22 protein-coding genes are annotated in these 22,523 nt (G+C 62.0%); 10 read left to right on the top strand and 12 right to left on the bottom strand.

From position 1 onward, the window contains the following. Positions 1–187 precede the first annotated feature (187 nt). The 3 genes from BJD99_RS05740 (at position 188) to BJD99_RS05730 (ending at position 2,087) form a co-directional block, all read left to right on the top strand. A complete protein-coding gene (locus tag BJD99_RS05740; protein ID WP_084345795.1) occupies positions 188–901 on the top strand; it encodes a TetR/AcrR family transcriptional regulator in 714 nt (237 codons plus the stop codon). Continuing rightward, on the top strand, positions 891–1,724 hold the full coding sequence (locus BJD99_RS05735) for a spermidine synthase (RefSeq protein ID WP_084345794.1): 834 nt from the start codon (positions 891–893) through the stop codon (positions 1,722–1,724). Before BJD99_RS05740 ends, BJD99_RS05735 begins: the two co-directional genes overlap by 11 nt. A 66-nt stretch (positions 1,725–1,790) precedes the next feature. Beyond that, positions 1,791–2,087, top strand: coding sequence for a putative quinol monooxygenase (locus tag BJD99_RS05730; protein WP_084345793.1), 297 nt, complete (start codon positions 1,791–1,793; stop codon positions 2,085–2,087). 13 nt (positions 2,088–2,100) lie between these two features. On the opposite strand, the gene BJD99_RS05725 is transcribed toward BJD99_RS05730, so the two are convergent. From BJD99_RS05725 to BJD99_RS05715, 3 genes are all read right to left on the bottom strand, one after another. Beyond that, the gene (locus tag BJD99_RS05725) at positions 2,101–3,969 is read right to left on the bottom strand and encodes an EAL domain-containing protein (protein ID WP_256895504.1); all 1,869 of its coding nucleotides are present in this window, start codon (positions 3,967–3,969) and stop codon (positions 2,101–2,103) included. Positions 3,970–4,212: 243 nt separating this feature from the next. Further along, the gene (locus BJD99_RS05720; protein WP_084345791.1) at positions 4,213–6,588 is read right to left on the bottom strand and encodes a lysylphosphatidylglycerol synthase transmembrane domain-containing protein; all 2,376 of its coding nucleotides are present in this window, start codon (positions 6,586–6,588) and stop codon (positions 4,213–4,215) included. Between the two features lie 57 nt (positions 6,589–6,645). Continuing rightward, positions 6,646–7,251 carry a GNAT family N-acetyltransferase gene (locus BJD99_RS05715; RefSeq protein ID WP_084345790.1) on the bottom strand — a complete coding sequence of 202 codons (606 nt, stop codon included), beginning with the start codon at positions 7,249–7,251 and terminating at the stop codon, positions 6,646–6,648. 126 nt (positions 7,252–7,377) lie between these two features. On the opposite strand from BJD99_RS05715, the gene BJD99_RS05710 reads away from it, so the two are divergent. Next, positions 7,378–8,547 (top strand): macrolide family glycosyltransferase, encoded by a 1,170-nt coding sequence (locus BJD99_RS05710; protein WP_084345939.1) that lies wholly within the window; start codon positions 7,378–7,380, stop codon positions 8,545–8,547. Here BJD99_RS05710 and BJD99_RS05705 read toward each other — a convergent pair. The 5 genes from BJD99_RS05705 to BJD99_RS05685 form a co-directional block, all read right to left on the bottom strand. Next, positions 8,528–8,908, bottom strand: a complete 381-nt coding sequence (locus tag BJD99_RS05705) for a hypothetical protein (RefSeq protein WP_084345789.1) — start codon at positions 8,906–8,908, stop codon at positions 8,528–8,530. The genes BJD99_RS05710 and BJD99_RS05705 overlap by 20 nt on opposite strands. A gap of 27 nt (positions 8,909–8,935) precedes the next feature. Continuing rightward, on the bottom strand, positions 8,936–9,682 hold the full coding sequence (locus tag BJD99_RS05700; RefSeq protein ID WP_084345788.1) for an AIM24 family protein: 747 nt from the start codon (positions 9,680–9,682) through the stop codon (positions 8,936–8,938). A gap of 8 nt (positions 9,683–9,690) precedes the next feature. After that, entirely contained in the window at positions 9,691–10,389 is a 699-nt protein-coding gene (locus BJD99_RS05695) for an AIM24 family protein (RefSeq protein WP_084345787.1), read from the bottom strand. Between the two features lies 1 nt (position 10,390). Next, positions 10,391–11,014: an AIM24 family protein gene (locus tag BJD99_RS05690; RefSeq protein WP_084345786.1), complete on the bottom strand. Its 624-nt coding sequence runs from the start codon at positions 11,012–11,014 to the stop codon at positions 10,391–10,393. A gap of 69 nt (positions 11,015–11,083) precedes the next feature. Then, entirely contained in the window at positions 11,084–12,061 is a 978-nt protein-coding gene (locus tag BJD99_RS05685; RefSeq protein WP_179142193.1) for an LLM class F420-dependent oxidoreductase, read from the bottom strand. Positions 12,062–12,155: 94 nt separating this feature from the next. On the opposite strand from BJD99_RS05685, the gene BJD99_RS05680 reads away from it, so the two are divergent. Next, positions 12,156–12,536 (top strand): VOC family protein, encoded by a 381-nt coding sequence (locus tag BJD99_RS05680; protein WP_084345785.1) that lies wholly within the window; start codon positions 12,156–12,158, stop codon positions 12,534–12,536. 4 nt (positions 12,537–12,540) lie between these two features. Here the strand turns inward: BJD99_RS05680 and BJD99_RS05675 are convergent, their stop codons facing one another. The 4 genes from BJD99_RS05675 to BJD99_RS05660 all read right to left on the bottom strand — a co-directional run bounded on the left by BJD99_RS05675 (position 12,541) and on the right by BJD99_RS05660 (position 17,434). Next, on the bottom strand, positions 12,541–13,626 hold the full coding sequence (locus tag BJD99_RS05675) for a S1C family serine protease (RefSeq protein ID WP_084345784.1): 1,086 nt from the start codon (positions 13,624–13,626) through the stop codon (positions 12,541–12,543). Between the two features lie 226 nt (positions 13,627–13,852). Next, positions 13,853–15,640 (bottom strand): HNH endonuclease signature motif containing protein, encoded by a 1,788-nt coding sequence (locus tag BJD99_RS05670; protein ID WP_084345783.1) that lies wholly within the window; start codon positions 15,638–15,640, stop codon positions 13,853–13,855. Positions 15,641–15,713: 73 nt separating this feature from the next. Then, positions 15,714–16,475, bottom strand: a complete 762-nt coding sequence (locus BJD99_RS05665) for a nuclear transport factor 2 family protein (RefSeq protein WP_084345782.1) — start codon at positions 16,473–16,475, stop codon at positions 15,714–15,716. A 167-nt stretch (positions 16,476–16,642) separates the two neighbouring features. Continuing rightward, a complete protein-coding gene (locus BJD99_RS05660) occupies positions 16,643–17,434 on the bottom strand; it encodes an IclR family transcriptional regulator (RefSeq protein ID WP_084345781.1) in 792 nt (263 codons plus the stop codon). A 150-nt stretch (positions 17,435–17,584) separates the two neighbouring features. Between BJD99_RS05660 and BJD99_RS05655 the strand changes: the two genes are divergently transcribed. Genes BJD99_RS05655 through BJD99_RS05635 form a run of 5 tightly spaced genes read left to right on the top strand, consistent with a single transcriptional unit; the run spans position 17,585 to position 22,462 of the window. Next, on the top strand, positions 17,585–18,460 hold the full coding sequence (locus BJD99_RS05655) for an oxaloacetate decarboxylase (protein ID WP_084345780.1): 876 nt from the start codon (positions 17,585–17,587) through the stop codon (positions 18,458–18,460). 17 nt (positions 18,461–18,477) lie between these two features. Further along, entirely contained in the window at positions 18,478–19,740 is a 1,263-nt protein-coding gene (locus BJD99_RS05650) for an aconitase family protein (protein ID WP_084345937.1), read from the top strand. After that, entirely contained in the window at positions 19,737–20,282 is a 546-nt protein-coding gene (locus BJD99_RS05645; RefSeq protein ID WP_084345779.1) for a 3-isopropylmalate dehydratase, read from the top strand. The genes BJD99_RS05650 and BJD99_RS05645 overlap by 4 nt, the downstream gene beginning before the upstream one ends. Continuing rightward, positions 20,279–21,607, top strand: a complete 1,329-nt coding sequence (locus tag BJD99_RS05640; protein ID WP_084345778.1) for an MFS transporter — start codon at positions 20,279–20,281, stop codon at positions 21,605–21,607. Before BJD99_RS05645 ends, BJD99_RS05640 begins: the two co-directional genes overlap by 4 nt. Before the next feature lie 24 nt (positions 21,608–21,631). Further along, positions 21,632–22,462 (top strand): DUF72 domain-containing protein, encoded by an 831-nt coding sequence (locus BJD99_RS05635; RefSeq protein ID WP_084345777.1) that lies wholly within the window; start codon positions 21,632–21,634, stop codon positions 22,460–22,462. Positions 22,463–22,523: the final 61 nt, after the last annotated feature.

The following is a 22,523-nucleotide window of genomic DNA, read 5'->3' as shown; positions in this document are numbered from 1 at the left end:
GTACAAGAGGTGAGAAGGACCGCCCGTCTGCTTCGACAGGTGCGGGGTTGCCGGTGCGGTTTCTGTCAGTTGATAGTTTTCCGCGCCGTTGTGCCCGGCTGGTGACCGTCGTGAAACGAGCTTGTTTCGTCTATTTCGATCAGATGACAGGAATCTCACGGGCGCGGATTGCTGACAGGATGGACCAATGTCCGTTACCGGTGCCGGGAGGCCGAGGCTTGCCACCAAGAAACGTCCGGGTGACACCGCACGTGAAGAAATACTCGACGCGTCCGCCGAACTCTTCACCACCCGTGGGTACACCAACACCTCGACACGCATGATCGCCGACGCCGTTGGCCTGCGGCAGGCCTCGCTCTATCACCACTTCTCGAACAAGGACGACATCCTCGATTCGCTGCTCAGCGGGACTGTCGACGAGCCACTCGCCGTCGGGCAGGGCATTCAGGGTGTCGAGGAGTCGGCGGTAGTGAAGATGTACGCGATGGCCTGGTTCGATGCCGATCAGCTCAGCCGTTCCCGTTGGAACCTCGGTGCGCTCTATCTGTTGCCCGAGCTCCGGACCGATCGGTTCGGCTCGTTCAGAGAAAGCCGCTTCACGCTGATGAATCTGTATGCCACCATCGCTGGTGGGGTCGTGCAAGAGCTCGGGTCCGACGTGTCCGCCGGCACCGAAGAGTTACCGTTTCGACTTGTCGAGACGATAGTGAACGGCCGGGCCGATACAGAAAACGGTCGAGGCTCGGCGGGCCTGCATCACGCTCCGCTCATTGCCACCGCCGCGGTCCGAGTTCTCGGATTCTCCGGTGACATCGACGGCATCCATGACAGGGCGGTACGCGTGGCGTCCGACGTGACCGCACGCAGTATTTTCGAGAAGAAGGCAGGGCATGGCCAATAAGAAGGCACGGCCGGAAAAACAGACAGGGCCCAAGGCTGGGGTCTACGACATCGACACCGGCACTTGCGAACTGGTACGCGACACGCTGACCGCGGACGGCTGGACGGTCCATGTCAACGGTGTGCCGAGTTCACACATCGATATGGCCGACCCGTCACAGCTGGACTTCGAGTACATGCGTTGGATGGCGGGACTTGTTCGTTACCATACATTTTCGAGCTCCAAGCTGCGCACTTTGCATCTCGGTGGTGGCGCCTGCACTCTCGCACGCTATTTCGCTGCGGAGTATCCCGATGCAAGACAGGTTGTCGTCGAGCTGGACGGCAAGCTGGCCGAGTTGGTACGCGAATGGTTCGACCTCCCCCGCGCACCGATGCTGCGTATCAGAGTCGGTGAGGCCCGTGCGGTGACCGAGACGCTGTCCGAGGACAGTCGAGATGTGATCGTCCGCGACGTTTTTGCCGGAAGTGCCACTCCGGAACCGCTGTTGACTCTGGAATTCACCGAGCAGGTGCGACGCGTACTCGCCCCGTGCGGGATCTACGTCGTCAACTGCGGCGACACCCGTGACCTGACGAGAACCCGTCGAGAGGCTGCCACTATCGGACAGGTCTTTCCGCACACGGTGATCATCGCGGATCCGGCGATGTTGAAGGGGCGCCGTTACGGGAACGTCGTCATCGCCGGGAGCGACACACCGATCGGCGAGGACCCGGCGTTGGCTCGTGAACTGCTCGGCGGAGGAGTGCCTGCGCAGGTATGGCTCGATGAGAGGGTGCGGAGTTTCAGCGGCGACGCGAAAGTCCTACGGGACGTCGTATGAGCGATCGGTAGGCTGGAGAAGTAGTTCGAAGCTCGTACGTTTTCACTGTCGATTTGGGAGAACCGAATGGCGCTCATCGCCCTGCTCGATCTGAAGTTCAAGCCCGAAGCACTCGACGACGCCAAAGTCGTTCTCGCCCGTGTGCTCGCCGAGACGAGGGCATTCGAGGGGTGCCTAGGAGTCGACGTTCTCGTCGACGAAGCCGACCCGACGCACTGGATCGCACACGAGCGCTGGGATTCCGCCGAAGCAGACGCGAAGTACCGCGATTTCCGTGCCGGTCCCGGAAAGATCGCTGACCTGGCGCCACTCCTCGCCGGAGCGCCGAGTTTGACGAAATACACGATCACCGACGCAGTCTAGAAAGTCACCTACGTCAGGCTGGTTCGACCGATGCCGGTCGGCCGGTGAGATAGCCCTGCACCATGTCGATGCCGAGTTCGACGGCGACCCGCAGTTCGCCGTCGGTCTCGACACCCTCCATGATCAGGGTCGCGCCGACTTCCCGCGCGAACGCGGTGAGCGACGCCACGGCCGCCCTGCGGGTCGGATCCAGGTCCACGCCGTGGACGAGTGAATAGTCCAATTTCAGCGTGTCGGGTTTCAGTTCCACGACTTGGCGGAGTCCGGCGAATCCTGCTCCGACATCGTCGACGGATATTTTGACGCCGGCGGCTCTGAGGTCTTCGACGGATCGAGCCACAGCGCGGTAGTCGTCGACCCGTTCATGCTCTGTTATTTCCAAATATATTGTGCGCGTGCCTATGTGCGGCCGCAGGCGGGCCAGCATGTCGGTCGTCCTGATGGTTGCGGCCGAGGCGTTGACCGAGACGAAAGCATCGGCAGGAAGGCCTGCCATGGCGCGTAGCGCCGTATCGATCGCGGCGAGTTCGAGACGTGGACCGACACCGGCACATGTCGCGTCGCGAAACCAGATGTACGGCGAACCGTGACCGAACGGGAAGCGGCAAAGTGCCTCGTACCCGACCACGGCTCGGGTAACGGTGTCGCAGATCGGCTGGAACACGATCGAGGGTCCACCGGAGTCGATGAGCGCCTCGATTCGATCCCGTATACCGAGAGGATCCAAGCAAAGATCGTTCGCCGCCGCGGCCGGATCTGCTTTCTCGCGGTACATCTCGATATCGGCCAGTGCAATCAACCGCCGCATGGGTGCGTCCGTGCTGTCTCCGCAGATCAGGCGGTCGCCGGCCGACCCGATACTGGTGGTGAACGGCGGCCCGCTGAAAGATTCTTCGAGTTCCGCGCGGATCCGCGTCTCGGCGTCGTCGACCTTGTTGCGGCTGCCGATGTGTACACATACGAACTGGTCGCCGCCCAACCGTGACACCACCGCATCGACGGACGCAGCGTGCAGCAACCGGCCAGCAACCTCCGTCAACACCGCATCGCCCGAGGGGTGCCCGAATCGTGCATTGATGGCCTTGAACCTGTCGATGTCGATCACGACTACGCCGATGTAGCGCGTCTCGTGGATCGGCGAGGCGTTGAGGGTATTGAGGTATCCCACCGCATGGAAGAGTCCCCGACGGTTCCACAGCCCGGTCAGCGGATCCCGCAACGCTCCGTCGGCGCGTTCGCGGAGATAGCGGATGTAAGGACGAAGAGCGAACGGCATCACGAACATCGATGCGACGGTGACGGCGCGCGAGGAAACTGTCCAAGGGTCTGCCCCGTCGAGTATCGACATTCCAGCCGTGAGCAACAGTGCTGTGACAGCACACGCGAGATGGATGCCGAGCACCCTGGACGAAGTCCCGATGATGGCAAAAAGGGCGACGATGGCGAACATTGCCGAACTCGACATCGCGAGCATCGGCGAGTTTGGTAGCAGCATTACCGCCAGGATCCCGAGGTCGGCCCAGATGATGAACGCTTTGATCAGAGTCGGACTGGGCCACGCTCCGAGAAACCAGCGGAGTGCGACGGGGATTGTACTCGCAGAGGCGACGAATAGGAGGATTGCCGCGGGGAAGGCCAATTGCCCGGATGGGACCAGCAGAATTCCGGCCAGTCCGAACGACAAGGTCAGTGAACCGATGAGGACCTTGGCCCATCGCTCACTGTTCGGTGGGCGAACTCGAAAGGAGTAGTCGGCCGTTTTCGGGGCCCGAGGTTCGAGCGCGCGAGAGGCCACTGGGTTGGTATCCACTGGGTTGATATTTACTGCGCGGGAAGCCCAGGAGTCAGAGGACTCTTCGTGGAACGCGAGCTTGCCGGTCACCGATCGACAGCCTTTCATGCGGGACCTGCCGGTACTCGAGAACTTTCTTGTCCATGTAACGGCCGATCGTTCGTATTCTCAGGTCCCCGACCCTGTCACGGAACGGTACCAGTGAGCGGGCGGTTCGACGGCCGAAACCGGATCCAGCTGCCGGTTACGACCGACGAATGTGTATGCACGATGCGTTTTACTCGGGCAATGCAATGTGAGTGACTGCCGAGACGCTGAGTATGAGGCGTCGTATCAGACCATGTCCTTTTCGGTCAGCCATCGCAGCGTCGGCCAACCGCAGAACACCGGTAACCAACAGGTGAGCACCCGGTAGAGCAGCACGGATGGAACGGCGATGCTGGCGGGGAGGCCGAATGCCGCGAGGCCACCGATCAGGGCTGCTTCGACGGCTCCGACCCCGCCTGGCGTCGGGGCCGCTGACGCCAACGTTCCGCCGATCATGGTGACGACGGTGACCGTGATGAACGTGGTCCCACCCCCGAATGCCTCGATGCTCGCCCAGAGCGCCAGCGCAGCCCCGAGAGTAGTTGCAGCGCAGCCGAGTACGATGATCGAGAAACGTTTCGGATCACGCGCGAGTTCGCCGAGTTCGCCGAACAGCTCTTTGAGTTGGGGGCGCACGTCGTTCCGCAGCCAGCGGCGCAGTTTCGGTACGAACAGCAAGGTGCCCACGGCGCCGAGGGCAACACCGGCGATGAGGTAGAGAACAGTCGGGTCGGGCACGAAATGCGACAGATCCGCCGACGTGCCGGCAGCGAAGGTGAAGAGGATCAACAATCCCACGTGGGTGATCACCTGAACGGACTGTTGCAGAGCAACTGCGGCCGTCGCTCGAACGGCGCCGAGGCCACCCTTCTGCAGGAACCGCACGCTCAGTGCGAGGCCGCCGACGCCTGCAGGGGTCGTCGTTGCCGCAAACGTATTGGCTAGCTGCATGATCGTCAGGTTGCGGAAACTCACCATGCCCGAAGCGCATGCCCACAATGCTGCGGCAGCGCCGACGTAGGTCAGCGCCGACACGACGAGTCCGAGTAGCGCCCACCACCAGTTCACCGACTGCAGCTCTGTCAGGAATGTGGGCACCGCACTGATGAACGGGTAGGCGACGTAGACGAGGCCGATCAGCAGGACGAGCTGAATGATCTGACTCCGCGAGAAGCGGGTGACCTGCTCGGCCTTGATCTTGTCGGCACCCGTCTGTTTCGCCACCTCGTCACGTACGGCCTTCATGACCTCGTTGCCGTCGGGAACCGATGTGCGGACGCGTTTGGGTACCGCCGATTTCGTCAGCCGGCCCGATGCCGCGAGAACAGTGTCTGCGTCGAGGGCCTCGATGGCACTGCGCACGGCGTGTTCCTTACCGAACAGCGCAGCAGTGGTGATCAGCAGCTGCGCAATGTCGGACTGCATCTGCGCGTCGGTTGCGCCTAGTTCGGCGTTCGCGAATCCACCGAAGAGTGCCTTACCGTCGTCGTTTCTGATCTCCGCGGTGCGCAGGTCGCCATGGGAGATCTGGAACCCGTGCAGAGTCTGCAGTCCCTTCCAGATGCTCGTGACCAGGGCGTCCGGGGAGGTGTCGTCGACGGGACTTCCGATGGGCGCGGTATGCGCATACATTGCCCACCCACGTTCGAGCGCCGACGCCGCAAGCGGGCGGCTGCTCGCGATGGACAGGTTCCCGATCGCAATGCCCATCAACGCCCGGTGCTCGACGGCTCGGTGCAGTGAGCCATGCAATGGAACGAACTCTGCGCTCCGGAAGGACAACCACCTCCACAGTTGGCGCAACGCACCTCCACTGCGCTGATTCTGGCCGTACATTTCGACGATCAGATCTGGTTCTGCACCCTCCGTCGACGCCGCCAGCACGAGGGGTCCCGGGCCTGCAGGTTTCACCACGCGTAGGGAGTCGACGATGTGCCCGCGCTTGGACAGCAGACGTACCGCGTCGTCGAGCGGCACTTCGAGGGCTGGTGTGCCGACGACCAGGACGATCAATGCGCCGATGAGCCAGCCCACCGACAGGCCGAGCAGCGAGCGGGCAGGCACGACAGTGCTGACGAACAGGTGGATCGGAACGAACGCCAGGAGCAGGAACCACCAGACTCGCCGCCAGCGCTGCGGTAGCCACGGCCCGGACACGGTGAGCACCGCGGCGAGCATGCCGATCCAGCGTGGATCGTCCAGGAACTGGGAAAGAAAGGTGTCGAGCTGATCGGGGACTTCGAGGTGCCAGGCGGGCGTCGAGATTCCGCTACCGGTGATCGACAACGCCAGACCGGCGAGCAACCCAGCCGCGCCGTACCCGGCCAGTAGCTTCCATTCCCGGCCGGCGATCAGTCCGATCAGAATTCCGAAGGGCAGCGCCAGGATCGCCACGCCGTACAGCACGTACACCAGATTCGACTTGTCCGGACTGAGCACCCCGACGATGTTCGAGACCGAGTTCTCCAGCGCGTCCCATTGATTTCGAGTGATGAGCGAACCGGCGATGACCGTGGACAGCAGGAGCAGCGCCAGAACGACTCGCATGATGTCACTGGTGCGTCGTACCAGCGGTTGCAGCAGGCTGCCCGTCACCGGTATGTCGCGCCCGTCAACCCGCATGCTGCTATCAGTACCTTCGATCGAACCCGTGCGCGCCGGCCGACGCTATTGGCAAACCTACCGCGCGGGGCCGCGATGGTGCGTGATCCGGCGGTCGAGTTCGTTTCTTACCGCGGGCCACTCCGACTCGATGATCGAGGACACCACGGTGTCACGCAGCGACCCATCGGGCATGCGGGTGTGGTTGCGAAGAACCCCATCCTGTTTGGCCCCGAGTCGCGCAATCGCCGCTCGTGACTGAAGATTCATCCAGTGCGTCCGAAATTCGACTGCAATGCAATCCAATTCGTCGAACGCGTGGCTGAGAAGCAAAAGCTTGCTCGCCGCATTGGTCCCGCTCCGGTGCGCAGATGAAGCGTTCCAGGTGTACCCGATCTCTACCCGTCGGTGCGCCACATCTGCATTCGCGTACGTCGTCATCCCGAGGATCTGGCCAGTGTCGTTTTGTCGCAGCGTGAACGGCAACATCGACCCTGTCTGCTGCAAGCCCAATCGTCGATCGATCTCGGCGGCCATATCGTCGGGGTGCGGAACCGAGGTGTACCAGAGGTTCCATAGCTCACCGTCACGGGCGGCGTCACACAGTCCTTCGAGATGATCGTGACTCAGTGGCTCGAGCGTCACTACATCGTTCGACAGGGTTACCGGCTGCAGGAAAGTCACACTGCGGACGATACGCGAGCGGGCCGACGCCGAACACTGAGATTGATTGTGGCCCGATTCGGCTACATGACCATCCGAAGGAAAACCGTTGGCGTGCGTGCGCACTGCAGTTCTATCGTGACAGCCATGCACATCGGCATGATCGGTTGCACGGCCCCTAGCCACATCTATCCCTCACTCGGCCTCGTGTCCGAACTCGTGCGACGGGGACATCGAGTCACGTACGCCGTCGGCGACGCAGTGGCCGACCTCGTCGAACCCGCTGGGATCGAGCTTGTTTCCTTCACCTCGATCTTGCCTCAGGGGGAAGAGAATTGGCCTGAGGACCCAGCGTCGGCGATGCGGGTATTTCTCGACGAGGCCATCTACGCGTTCGGTGTCCTCACCGACTTCTACGACGACAACAGGCCGGATCTACTGCTCTACGACATCGGCGGGTTGGCGGCGCCCGTTCTGGGTAGGCGCTACAGCGTTCCGGCCGTGCAACTTTCGCCGACCTACGTGGCCTGGGACGGATACGAGGAGGACATGGGCGAGGTGCTCGTGCAGATTCGTGAATCCGAAAGTGGGAGAAGGTACTACAGCGCCTACTCCTCGTGGCTGCGAGAAAACGGTGTCGACGCCGATCCATGGCAATGGATCTCGCACCCCGATGATGTTCTCTCCCTCGTCCCGCGAGTGATGCAACCGAATGCCGACCGGGTACCCGAGACCGTTCGGTTCGTCGGACCTTGTATGGACCTCGCTCGCCTCACGAACTCGTGCTGGGCACCACCGACGGACGGTGCGAGGGTCCTGCTGGTGTCGTTCGGAACAGGATTCAATGAGCGCCCCGACTTCTACCGAACGTGCATCGAAGCCTTCGCCGGAACGGAATGGCATGTGGTCATCTCGATCGGCCACCGCGTCGACGCCGGTGAGCTGGGTCCCGTGCCGTCGAACATGGAGATCCGACCGCACGTTCCGCAGCTCGCCGTACTTGCCGCCGCCTCTGCTTTCGTCACACATGCAGGAATGGGCAGCTGCACCGAGGCATTGTGGTTCGCAGTACCGACCGTCGCCATTCCGCAAGCAGTCGATCAATTCGGCAACGCGACGATGTTGGAGGAACTGGGCGTCGGCGTTCGTCTCGACGACGAAGACGTGACGGCGTACTCGCTGCTTCAGGCCGTCGAAGGCGTCGCGAATTCACCGGCACTAGCCGCGAGACTGGCACATATCAGCGCCGACGTACGAGCGCACGGCGGAATTGCCCACGCGGCCGATGCAGTGGAATCTAGACTTCCAGCACGCTGACGCTGACGCCGTAGGGCAGGAAGCGGACGCGTCTGGCCGGGTCCACATTGTCCTTGTGGGCGCGTAGGGCATCCAGTTCGGTCGCATACAGCTGGTCGATGTGCGCAGAGCCGTCGGAGTCGACGGTGTAGATCGCCCAGACACCATCGCCGGTCTCGCCGGTGGTCTCCGGCTCCGGCTCCGGCTCCGGCTTCCTCTGTGCCGATGGTTCTCCGAAGAACGCGCCCCAAGACCCGCCTGCGCCGGATTGCCCGAAAATTTTACCTACCTGATCGACGACGTCGCGGAGTCCGTCGCTCGCTTCTTTGGCGAAGCGATCGAAGTCCTCGGGGTCGACGCCGAAGGGTCCGTTGTTTGTCATCACTCCATAATGCGCTTGCGAGTCAAGTCAGTGCTGCTGCAGTCGCGAACCGATTGTGCCGTGCAGCGTCCGTAAGCTGTTCTGCCCTAGCGAGACGGTCTGCGACTCGATGTGGCGCAGCAGGTGTCCGTCGTTCAGAACCTTCTCACTGGATTGAATGAGCACCGTTCCTGTGCCGGTGAAGTCGAACTGACGCTCTTCGCCGGTGTTGGCCCCGAGGTATCCATGCGCGGCACCCAGAAAGTTTTGCATCCACCCTGCGTCGAAGTGGTGCGACGGCGACGGACAATCGGCCCAGCCGACCAGTGCTTCGGGGTCGATGCGCAACGGTGGCTCGGCAAACATGACAGGCCCGTTGGACGAGGCCAGGAACTTGCCCGTGCCCAGTAGCGTCAGGAATCCGGGGACGATCGACTGCTTCAGATCGAGCGTTGGTTCGAAGGCCAGGAGGTTCGAGGCTCGGATGGTCAGGTTGCCGTCGTCTAGATCGTAGCTGTTGATGTTGAATCCACGGTCGCCGAGGATCAACTTCCCTTGTCCTTGCGCGAGCACCCAGTCGTTGGAATACAGCGGCGAGGAGAATCGAGCGGCGACGATGGCAGGCATCGACGTCTGACCGAGCGGCTCGAATCGAATATTGCCGTAGTACGCAATCATCGCGCCCTTGGATGTGAACCAGGGTTGGCCGGCGAGTTCGACGCAGAAGGCGTAATCGTTACCGGGGATGTTGTCGTCGACGGGCAGCGTATGGGGGGTGTGGATCTCGATCGTCATACTCGCCCTCAGAACTTCTTCTCGGAGGCCTGGACCCATACGGTGCCCATGCCGGTCATCTTCAGCTGAACGGCCTCGCCGCTGCCACGCCCCACCGCGTCACGCCAGCCGACGTTCGCCGAGATGTCGACGGTGATGTTGCCGAGGTGGCAGACATAAGCCTGTGGATCCACGACGACCTGAGGGTGCTCCGGACCGACCTGCAGCGCAATCGCTCCACCGTGTGACAGAACTGCGACGCTGCCCATGCCGGTCAGCTGCGTCGTGAAGAGGCCCTGCCCGGTCATCGCACCACGGACGGCGCCCCGCACTGCACCGCCCTGAGAGCCAAGGGACACAATGGAACTCGACAAATTGCCGTCCTGCGCAAGCAGCCGGTCGGCCTCGACGGTGAGCATCGACGACCCGTCGAGGTGAATCACTTCCACGTACAAGCCGGCGTGGCCGTAGAACACCTCCCCCTGGCCCTCGGCGGCCATCATGGCAACATGCTCGCCCGACATCATTCGTCCCGCCATTCCCGCGACGCCGCTCGCTGAAAAACCCGACCGGCCTCCGGGCATGGAGCCTGCATACCCACCCATCGAATGTGGAATGAAGTGGACGTCGCCGGTGTAATACAGCATCGAACCCTTACGGGCCAAGACGTTCTGCCCGGCCGCGAGAGAGGATTTTACGACTTTGCTGTTGACGAGCTCGAGCGGCATGTCAGCGTTCCTCGGGTTGGATGTAGACGACGCCTTGGCCGTCGAAACGGAGCGAGAAGGCTTCACCGCTCCCACCACCGACGGCGGATCGCCAGGTGACGTCGGTGACGAAACTCTGGTTCAGCTGACCGCGATGTGCCACAAAGGAATCTGGATCGACGACGAGCGGGTACGTCGGGTCGACGGCGAGCGCGATCAAGGGTCCGCCTGCCGAGAGTAAGGCCACCGAACCCGAACCGCTGACGACGGTCGTGAACAGGCCCTGGCCCGAGGATGCGCCGCGGAGGCCGGCGAACTTGACCTCGGTCTTCAGTTGCCCGGTCAGCGCGAGCAGCTGGGAGGCCTCGACGTGCATGGTGTCGTTCGCGATCTCGACGACAGTGATGTCCTGAGCGTCGACGGCGAAATACACCGTGCCCTTGCCGGAAACCTCCATGAGAGAAAGAGATTCACCGGTTGCTTTCTGCTTCAGAGCCGCGCGTAGTCCACCGCCTCCGCCCATTCCTGCACTCTTGAAGGCGACGTCACCCTCGTACGCAATCATGGAACCGGACATCGCACGTAGCGAATCGCCCTGCGGTGATCCCTGAAGGAGATTCGCAACGAGCACCCTGTGCCCGTTCATTGTCAGCTGAGCCACGGGGGAACTATCCCACGCAACGTTCCCCCGTGCCAAAGCTGAAGTCGGTTCGAACTACACGAGCGGGCGCAGTGTCTTACCTGCGAGTTCGACGATGCCGGGCTCGTGACCGTTGGTGATCAGGTTGATGATGATGCCGTCGATACCCTGATCGAGTACACGCGTCTGCACCTGTTCGGCGACGTCGTCAGGTGTGCCGCAGAACTGGCGGTCGGTTGCTGCCGCCTTGTCGGTGTCGGAGAGGTTGGACAAGTCGACCCCGTTCGACAACAAGTAGTCGCTCTGCAGCTTGCGCGCTTTGTCACCGTCCTCGTCGAGGATGACGAAGGCCAAGAAACTTGTCTCGAGATCCTTCGGATCACGGTCTACCTCTTCGCACCGAGCTTCGACTGCCTTCATCTTGCGGGGCAATTCGCTTGCGTCGCAGATGATGTTGAGGTGATCGGCGAACTGGGCAGCGAGACCGAAGGTCTTCTTTTCTCCGCCTCCACCGAGCATGATGGGCAGATCGTCGCGCATACGTGGCTCGTTGATGGCGTTCTCGACCTGGTACCACAACCCGTCGAAGCTCGGCCGTTGCCCGCGGAGCATCGGCTCTATGATCTGCAGTGCCTCGTCGAGACGCTCGAATCGATCGGTGAAGGTACCGAACTCCAGGCCGAAGCTCTGGTGTTCGAGCTCGTACCAGCCGGCTCCGATTCCCAGGATCGCGCGGCCTCCGCTCACGACGTCGAGCGTGGTCACGGTCTTCGCCAAGATTGCCGGTTTGCGGTACGTGTTTCCGGTGACGAGGGCCGAGAGCTGGATCGTTTCGGTAGCGGTGGCCAGAGCCGACAGGGCCGAGTACGCCTCGAGCATCGGCTCGTCGGGCTTGCCGATTCCAGGTAGTTGATAAAAGTGGTCCATGACGAACGCGGTGTCGAATCCTGCTGCCTCGGCTTCGCGCGCTTGCGCGATGACCTTCGGGAACAGCTCTGCGACGGAACCTGAGTAGCTGAAATTGGGCATCTGATAACCGAGGCGGATAGTCACCCGTTCAACGGTACTCCCGTCGGTGACCTGCTCGGAGGCGCAACGACGGCTTCGATACCTCCCCGTACCGACTTCGACAGGGGCACGATGAGGTATGCCCACTATCGAATTGACCCGCGCGCCCTTCTCCGGCTTCGCTGTCGACGACATCGAGGCCGCCCGCATCTTCTACTCCGACATCCTGGGACTTACCGTCGTCGATGGTGAGATGGGCCTGATCAACCTGCAGCTCAGCGAGAGAAACGAAGTGTTGATCTACCCCCGGCCGAATCATGTGCCCGCGGCCTACACCATCCTGAACTTCCCGGTCGCAGACATCGAAGCAGCCGTCGACGCCCTGACCGCCAAAGGTGTGGTGTTCGAGCACTACCCCGACATGGGGACCGATGAGCGGGGAATCTTCAGACACGGCGGCCCGCTGATCGCGTGGTTCACCGATCCCGCAGGAAACGTCCTGTCCGTGTTGCAAGCCTGAGCGACTACGCAGTCGGAGTCCCCAGTTCGAGGGTCACCGATTGCTGCTGACGGACTCCCTGCCCAGAGACCCACTCGAGTTCGATGACGTCGCCCGGACTCTTCTCGACCATCTCTTCGATCAGATCCTTCGACGTACGCACCGGCCTCCCGTCGAACGACACGATCACGTCGCCGCGAAGCAAACCGGTCCGTTCGGCTGGGGAATCGTATCGAACGGACGTGACCGCGGCACCCTGCGATGGTCCCGTCTCACGCGATGCCGAGATATCGCGAACGCCGATACCCAGATACGGGGTCGGCCCAACGTGGACAGTGCCCCCGGATCGGCCGTCACGGACCTGGGCGAGCACGGCCATCGCGGTATCGATGGGAATGGCATACGCCTCGGGGGCAGATACCGCCCGAGCCTTCTCGGACAGGCCAGCCGCGTCGACGCCGATGACATTGCCCCACGCGTCGACGAGCGGGCCGCCCGAATCGCCCGCGCGTACGTCGGCGTCGATTCGAATCATGTCTGTCAGTTCGTTCCGCGACCCATCGACGGAGCTTTCGGCGATGACGGATTCCTGCAGGGCAACCACGCGTCCGGGCGCGGCGACGAGGACTCCCCCGCCGTCCGCGTTGCCTACCGCGGTAACTCCGTCGCCGACGGCAACGTCTGCAGACCTCCCGATCGGGGCCACCGGAAGATCCACCGCAGAAGCCAATCGGAGAACCGCAACATCACGGGTCTTGTCGTAACCGAGCACCGACGCGTCGTAGATCAAGCCACTGCCCATATGTACCGCAGTGACGTCGGTTGCTTCCTCGATTACATGGAAGTTGGTGAGCACGAGGCCGTCCGAATCGACGACGAACCCGGTGCCTGCGACGCCGTAGAAGCTGAATTCCGCCGATATGGTCACGACCGTCGGATTCACCCGAGCGGACAACTCCTTCAGCGTCAGCGGCGCAGGTGGTGGCTCCGCGAGCACAGGTGCCGGGGTAGCCACGAGGGGCTCTCGCACACCGGGCGCAAGGGGCGTCGGCAGAGCCGAGACAGCGAAAACCAGCACCGTGAGGAGCGCCGCCCGACTTGCCGCCTGCATGGGTATCGATTATGGCTGCGATGGCTGCGGAATGGAGTGTTCTGGCGGTGCGGAGTTCTGGGGGCCTGGTGCTGTCGGCGCGCGGCATGACTGTTGGCGGGACAGGTGGTGCTCTGCGACGAGGGGCGGAGCTGTCCGGGACGCCTTGGCTCGTGGCATGACTGTCGGCGGCACGTGTGGGGCTCTGTGCCGCTGGAAGTCACTGGTGGCCGGCTACCCGGTGGTGTCAGGTGGGTGGCGGGTGTGGATCGGGGGCACCGGGCTTCGGTATTCTGGGTTGCATTGAGGGAGAGTGTGTTTCGGTTGTCGGGTAGATGTATTCGTTGGGGTGATGGTAGTGGTTGATGCGGCCTTTTCTGCTGGGGTCGAGTGTGGTCGGGGGATGCCAGAGAGTGCGGCCGGGGTAAGGGTGATCGGGTCCGGCTTTGGTTGTTGCCCAATCGGTGTCGTCGGGTCCGATGAGTGGATGGTGCATGTCGCAGCCGTAGGTGAGGGTGTCGATATCGGTGTTGCCACCGGTGGCCCATTCGTCGATGTGGTGGACCTGTGACCAGGTAGCGGGTCTGGTACATCCAGGGAAGGTGCAGCCGCGGTCGGCGGCGATGAGGACGATGCGTTGATCAGCGGTGGCGATTCGTTTGGTTCGTCCAAGGTGCAGGGATCGTCCGTGATCGTCGAAGAGGACGAGGTAGTGGTGCGCGTGGGAGGCCATCCGGATCGCGTCGCGCATTCGGATGAGGGACCCGGTGGCAGTGACGGCGTGGCCGGTCGCCGATTCGAGGTCGGACAGGCTCATCGTGATGACGGTGGTGACGGGTAGCCCTCGATGGGTGCCGAGGTCGCCGGAGGCGAGCATTTGCCTGACGATGGTTTTCAGTGCGTCGTGTTGGCGTCGTCCTTGGCTGCGGCAGTCCCGTCTGGCGCGATCGTCGGTGTCGGTGTCGGTGTCGGTGCTGCTGGCCTCGGAACTACCACTCCCGCTGCCACTCGGACTGTCACTCCCCTTGGTACTCGCACTGCCACTCGCACCCCCTGTCGCACTGATACTCCGGCCGCTACTCCCGCCGCCACTTTCGCTGCGACGATCACCGCTGCTGCTGCTTCCACTGTCGTGGTGAATGCTGTCGGTGGTGGGTGTGGCATCGGAGGGATTGCACATTCCTGGTTTGGCCCATTTGGCGAAAGCTGCTTCCAGGTAAGCGCGGGTTTCGGCGTCGATGAGGAAGGTGCCTTTGGAGAGTCCGTGTTGGCCTTGGTCTTTGATGCGGAAGTAGCACTGTTCGGCGATCTGTTGTTCGTCTTCGTTGGTGCCGTCGGGGTCGAGCGTGTCGAAGAGTCTTCTGGCGGCAACTTTGAAGTTGTCGGGGCCGAGTTGGCGGGCTAGTTCGGTGAGTTGCTGCTCGGCGTGGTGGCGGGTTTCGGGATCGATGTCGGGACTGAGGGTGCGAAAAAAGTTGGTGATGATGTGTTGGTGTTCTTCGTCGAGGGCGCCTTCTGTGGCGGCGGTGGCCGTGGTAGCGAGGATCGGGCCGAGTCGCTCGCCGGTGATAGCTGAGCGTTGACCGTACTGTTCGGCGTGGCGAATGCGTTGGCTGGCGCGTCTTCTGGAGAGTCGCAGGAGTATTGCGAGAGTGTCGGGTACGGATCCGTAGATGTGGTCGAGTCCGTGTTGGGCGATGAGGTCGGCGATCCAGGTGTGTGAGAGCGCGAACAGGGTGCGTTGGACTGTTTCGGTGCGGACCAGTAGTGCTCGTCGATCGGAATTCGATGCTCCGGCGGTATCGAGGCGTCGGAGCATCGAGACTTGATCTTCGATTGTCGCTATCGCGTGTGCGAGGTCGATGTCCTCGATCGTCAACGCCGACGATGGCGTGGGCTCTGCCGAAGCGCAGCTGCCATCGGAAGACACACTGCCGCCGGAAGACATACTGCCACCGGAAGACTTACTGCCACCAGTGAATCGAGCGTCAGCTGCCACCCCGGCTATTCCTGAAATACCATCCCCCGAAAGCATGTAATGAGAGTAACCCCAGCCACCGACAAGAACTCGAACATATGTTCCCATCGTCGATCGGTGGCTTTCCTGCTCACGAGTTCGGTCGAAGTCCGAACGCAGTAATCGAAGCGACGTGCAACGACTTGTCGCCGAACTCGACAAAGACGACGCCCCGTCGAGACTCGTGTTCGACTGTCGCGCTTACGGTATTGCCGGCGGCGATCAGCTTCCGGAATGTCATTCCACGCAGTGAACCCGCAGCGACGTCGTCTCCTGCGCCCGTTCGTACGGCCGCACCGTGTCCCTGTGAGACCGCTTCCAGCGCTTCGGTTGCCGCGCGCTTACCTTTGCTCCCGACGCCACGCAGGCCGCCCATGAAACCAACTACGCCACCGATGCCTTGGTTCCCGATCAGCTGAGGCGTCAGCTTCGCCGACGCAGCCAAGCCTTTGGTCCCCGCACGCAGTAATTGTCCGATCATCGATGCCAATTCCCAGTGCGCAGCGAGGCGTGCGATCTTCAGTTCGCCTTCCTCGTCGACGATGTCGTACCGAATATGCATCGGGACGTTCAATGTCGCTCCGGTGGACATGATGGTCTCGAGTGACAGATCCCGGACGACGGACATTCCGTCCACCACATCGTTCTCGACGTGAAAGTTGATCGTGTTGGGAGCGATGAAGGTGTCGTAGAACTTTTCTATCGCCTGCCTGCCCTGATGCGGTCGAGAGCCAACGGGATCGTTGACAACTCCTCCGCGTGCGTACAGGTTCACCCAGGCTTCGCGGTCGTGGACAGCGACCGCGGCGGGGGATGCATCGATCGTTGCCACAAGGTCTTCGGAGGTGTGCACGCCAACGAAGCTATCGGTTCTGCGCGGTCGAGGCGCGGGAATGCTCGCATCTCGCTTGTTGGGACTTGGTGGATTACTGCGTGCTGACGGCAATGATTCCACCGTCGAGTTGGGTGATGGTTGCGGTCCGCGAGGCCGTTCGGCCCACTCAATGACCGTTACGAGTGCTACTGAGGCAGGGCCTCGGCGACCCTGGTGAGCCGGGCGGCCGCATCGCAAACTTGCTCTATCTTCTTTTCGAGAGCTGTCCCGGTGAAGGCTTCGACTCGACCGCCGATGCTGATCGACGCGATCACCGAACCGTCTCGGCCGAGGATGGGTGCCGCCACTGCCGCAACGCCTTGGAGGTAGTCGGAGTTGCTCACGGAATACCCAGCGGCCCGCACCGAGTCCAGGTGCTCGCCGAGCGCGGCGGCATCGGTCAACGTGTGTTCGGTGAAGGACGGCAACCCGCGCTCGATCCATCTGCTACGCAACATATCCGAGAACGCCAGCATGACGATCGGTCCTGCCGCGGCGTGGTAGGGCATCACCGATCCGATGTTGATCCCCGCGACGACGAGGGGATTGTTTCCTTCCAGGCGGTCGATACACACTGCGCCCTCTTCAGCAGGGACCATGAGATAGGCAGTGTCACCGAATGTCTCGGCCAGGTCGACCATGAACGGCCTTGCAGCGGTGCGAATATCGAGGTTCACCAGTGCAGCGGAGCCGATCTCGAATACCGGCATCGCAATCCGATACGAGCCCTCGGCGGTTCGATCGACCCAGCCCGCGTGGATGAGGGTCGTCATCAGGCGGTGCACGGTCGTCTTGTTCATACCGCTCGCGGAGGTGAGTTGGTTGAGCGTCCAGACGGGCCGAGCGGCATCGAAGTGTTCCAGAAGGCTGCATGCCTTGAGTACGGCTCCGACTATGTCGCGGCCGACTTGTGCTTCGGACTCGATAGGCGCAGCCACAAGTGCTCACTTTCGTTTCGGCGGGTGGTCGGTCTGGTCATCATACGAAGAGATGGCGCAGGCCCGATCTCTTGACATGTGACTCCGACCACTCTAGCTTCGGTGGAGTGATCTGCGGAACGCATTCCGCAATACGAAACGGATGGTGACATGACTGAATCGGCTCCAACTCTCAAAGAACTCACTTCGCGCGGACTCGTCTACGCCCCAGGCGTCTGGGACGGGTTGACTGCGCGACTCGCCGACCAGGCCGGATTCAGCGCTCTGTGTGCGTCGGGATTCGCGGTGTCCGCAGCTCTCGGGCTGCCCGACGCCGAGCTCTACACGATGACCGAGAACCTGAATGCCGTGCGCACCATCGTCGAATCGTCGAAGCTTCCCCTGGTCGCAGACATCGATACCGGGTATGGCAACGCAGTGAACGCAGCCCGGACGGCATCGAAATTCGTCGACGCCGGGGTACAGGGCATGTTCATGGAGGATCAGGTTTCCCCGAAATCATGCCCCATCTGCGTCGGCGAGCCCGTAGATCTGATCGACGTCGCCGAGGCCACCGGAAAAATCCATGCCGTCCGAGACTCGATTCCCGACGGCGTGCTGCTCATCGCACGGACGGATTCACGTGGCGACGACGCCATCCGTCGAGCACAGGCTTATGTAGAGGCAGGTGCGGACATGATCATGCCCGTTACCAAGACGTTCGAGACCATCGAAGAATGGGAGCGCTGCCACGAGGAAGTCGGAGTACCGCTCATGGCGACCCTGACTGCGTCGACGTGGACCGAACGGGACTTCACGCCCGAAGTCCTCGATCGAATCGGGGTACGTCTTGCACTGCTGCCGACACAGGTCCTGATGGCTGCAACGGGAGCAGCGCAGGAAGCGTTGCGCCGGCTGGCTCGGGGTGAAGCACCGGCTGCGGTCAGTGCCGACGCGCTCTCGCATCAGGACTTCGTGAACCTGATCGGCTTTCCCGAGGTGGAGGCAAAGCAACGCAAGTACCTTCCCGCGGAAGCGAAACGGTGACCGGCATGGGATTCACGATGACGGAAAAGATACTGGCACGGACCTGCGACAGTCCGATGGTCCGCGCAGGGGAAAATCATGCCGTGCGTCCGGCGCGCATGATCGCCTACGACTTCCCCGGCTACACCGACGTGATGTTCCGCCAGATGCGGGAGGACTTCGGAATCACCGAGCTGTCGGATCCGAGCCGCTACGTCGTCTTCATCGACCACATGCTGACCAGGAACGACGACAAGGAAGCCGAAGTTCACAAGGTCACTCGTGATTGGTGTGAGTTCTACGGAATCGAACTCCACGAAGGCCGCGGAATCGGTCACCAGCTGACCGCAGAGCTCGGTCTCGCAATTCCCGGCGACTTTCTCGTGCACTTCGACGGCCACATCAGTGGGATCGGCGCCTTCGGTGCGCTCGGTTGGGGAATTCGCCGCGACCTCATCGAAGCCTGGGTGACGGGCCAACTGTTCGTCGACATACCCGCAACCACCAGGTTCGACCTGATCGGCGATTTCGCCCCTGGCGTCGACAGTCGAGATCTGGTGCACACCATCATCGATCTCGTCGGTGCCGACGGCTGCGCCCATCAGGTCATGGAATTCGGCGGCACTGGTGCGAAGACGATGAAGATCGATCATCGTCAGGGGCTGTGCGGTATGGCGATGTTCACCGGGGCCGTGTCCGCGGTGTTCGAACCCGACGAGATCTCGTTGTCTTACGCGAAAGATGTTGCGCGGCGAGAATTCGAGCCGGTCTATCCCGATGCCGACGCGACCTACGCAGCGCGGTACACGATCGATCTTGCCGACGTCGTCCCCCAGGTTGTGCAGCCAGGTTCGGCTCGGGCAGCCAATACCAAGACCGCGAGGGAACTGGCCGGTACACCGATAACCAAGGCTTTCATCGGCTCGTGCGCCAGCGGCCGAATCGAGGATCTCCGCGCGGCAGCGCTGGTCCTCGACGGGCGTCGAGTGGCGCCGGGCGTCGATCTCAACGTGGTGCCGACGTCACAGAAGGTGCACGAGCAGGCAGAACGTGAAGGCATCCTCGACGTACTGCGTGCCGCCGGAGCCACGATCGCGGTGTCGAGTTGCGACTTCTGCTTCGGATATCAGAAACCACTCCAAGCCGGTGAGAACTGTATTTCTACCGGCGTCTTGAATATCTCGGGTCGGATGGGAAGCTCGGATGCGAACATCTACATGGGGTCGCCCTTCACGGTGGCCGCCAGCGCATTGGCCGGTGCCATCACGGAGTCTGCGCAGACGGTGGAGGTCGGTCGATGAGCGCTTACCCACCACCTCCCGACGTGATCACCGGCAAGGTCGCCTGGGTGTTCGGCGACGATTTCGACATCGACCTCGTCGTCGGAGTATCCAACATCAAATCCTATGATCCCGTGCACCTTCGCGCGGTCTGCATGACGGCTTACGACAATAGTTTCGTCGACAGGGTCGGACGGGGCGACATCATCGTCGGCGGTCGCAACTTCGGATACGGGCACCCGCACTATCCACCGATGGTCGCGCTCAGAAACTGCGGGATCGCCGCAATAGTCGCCGAGTCCTTCTCGCCCGGATTCTGGCGAGGCGAGACGTTCAACGGGATGCCGCTCATCACTGTGCCCGGCATATCCACCGCAATCACGACGGGGGATGCAGTGACGCTGGATTGGCGTGCGGCGACGCTGCGGACCGTCGGCGGCCTCGAACTCGTGGGTACTCGCCCCAACGCCCGAACCGTCCAGGTCATCGAAGCAGGCGGGTCGTACGAACTTCTGCTCGAAGAACACTCACGCTCCCTCACAGCACAAGGACAGGCACAATGACGAACGTGGAACATTCCCCCGCTCGCTCTGGCACGGGTGGCTCTTCGCCGGCGCCGACGACTACCGCGCGCCGGGCCGCAATCGCGGGTGGCGTCGGAACGCTCATCGAGTACTACGACTTTGCTGTCTACGGGTTTTTGGCGGTCGTCATCGCGCCCCTGTTCTTTCCGTCGACGAGTCCCGGGGTTTCGATTCTGGCAACCCTCGCCGTCTTCGGAGTTGCCTATGTGGCCCGTCCGCTGGGTGGGATCTTTTTCGGGCGTCTCGGTGACCGGCGCGGTCGTAGGTCCGCACTGGTCATCACCGTCGTGTGCATGGGAATTGCATGTGGTGTTCTAGGTCTTCTACCGACACATTCGTCGGTTGGCGTGCTTGCCCCGATTCTCCTCGTCTTCGTCCGCCTTGCGCAGGGCTTCTCGGCGGGAGGTGAAATCGGCGGGGCAGCAACATATATCGCAGAGTCCGCACCGCCGAACCGTCGTGGATTCTTCGGCTCTTTCACGCCCGTCGGGTCGACCCTGGGCTTCGCCGTCGCGGCCGCAGTGGTCGGTCTGGTGGCACTGGGCACCACCGACGAGCAGATGTCCTCATGGGGTTGGAGAATTCCGTTCCTGCTGGCATTGCCACTCGCATTCGTCTGTCTCCGAGTCCGGTTGAAGCTCGAGGACACCCCTGAGTTCGAAGAGATGGCAGAGAAGAATCAGGTTGCCAAGAGCCCGCTGTCCGACGTGGTGAAGAAGAATCCGAAGTCGGTGTTGCGAGTGGTCGGCATCGCGATCGCCATGAACGGCTCCGGATACATCGGGCTCACATACTTCAGTGTCTATCTGATCAATGATCTCGGGTTCTCGAAGGATGCCGTGTATTGGACGTCGGCGATCAGTATTGCGCTGGCGTGCGCCACATTCCCTCTCAGTGGCATGCTCACCGACCGCTACGGCAGAAAACCGGTGCTACTGGCCGGTTATCTGGGATACATCGTGATTGCGTTGCCCGCGTTCATGATTCTGGGTGCGACGGCAAGCATCTTCGTCGTCGGATGCGTTTACTTCGTGTACATGGTGCTCAACGGTGTCGTTCAGGTTCCGGCCTTCCCATTGTTCACCGAACTCTTTCCTCGATCGGTTCGATACACCGGGGTGTCTCTTGGATTCAACATCGGCACCATCGCCGCCGGCGGCACTGCGCCGTACGTGGCGGCTCAGTTGGTGGAGTCGACCGGCAACAGTATGTCCCCGGCCTATTGGGTGATGGGCGTCTGTGCGATCGGCGTGGCCACCGTGCTGACAATCCGGGAGACCGGAAAGTCCGCGCTTCCCGTGTAATGCAGCGAAGTGCATACTCCTCCTATGTCACGCCGCACGCGAGAGCCAGAGGTTCGAATCGGGATCTCCGGCCGGACGTATGCGCCCTGGCGAGGCGACTTCTATCCACCCGGCCTGCCGCACCGCGCCGAGCTCGGATATGCGTCGACGCACCTGTCCTCGATAGAGATCAACGGCACTTTTTACGCAATGCAGAAGCCGTCGAGTTTCGTGAAGTGGCGCGAGGAGACGCCGGAAGATTTCGTATTCGCCATCAAGGGCGGCCGCTACATTACCCACGTCAAGCGTCTCGTCGGTGCCGAAGTGGCGCTGGCGAACTTCTTCGCTACCGGGGTGTTGAGCTTGGGCGCCAAGCTCGGTCCGATTCTGTGGCAGCTGCCGCCCAATTTTCGGTTCGACGCGGACAAGCTCGCTGCATTCTTCGATGTTCTTCCTCGAACGACAACGGCAGCAATCGAACTCGCCGAGCAACGGGACGACAAGCTGCCCGAGGATCGAGTGAATCTCGACGTCGACGGAGACCGCACGCTGCGGCATGCACTCGAAGTTCGGCACCCGAGCTTTCAGGTGGAAGAAGCTGTCTCGCTGTTGAGGGAGAACGGTATTGCCTTCGTCGTTGCAGACAGTGCAGGTAAATACCCGTACGTCGAGACGCCGACGGCTGAATTGATGTACGTACGGCTGCATGGCGCCGACGAGCTCTACGCGAGCGGCTACACCGAGGAGGCGCTCGACGGTTGGGCCGCAAAGATAGCCGCGTGGGCTGAGCAGGGCCTCGACGTGCACGTGTACTTCGACAACGATGCGAAGGGTTTTGCACCGTTCGACGCCATGAAGCTGATCGAGCGACTGTAGCCCTCTCTATCCTAGTATTGAATAAACGATAGATCTCCATAGATTGGCCGAGACGGAATAG

The organism is Rhodococcus sp. 1163, assembly GCF_002091985.1.
In the GTDB taxonomy this organism is placed as follows: domain Bacteria; phylum Actinomycetota; class Actinomycetes; order Mycobacteriales; family Mycobacteriaceae; genus Rhodococcoides.
This window is presented reverse-complemented; position numbering and strand designations above follow the sequence as displayed.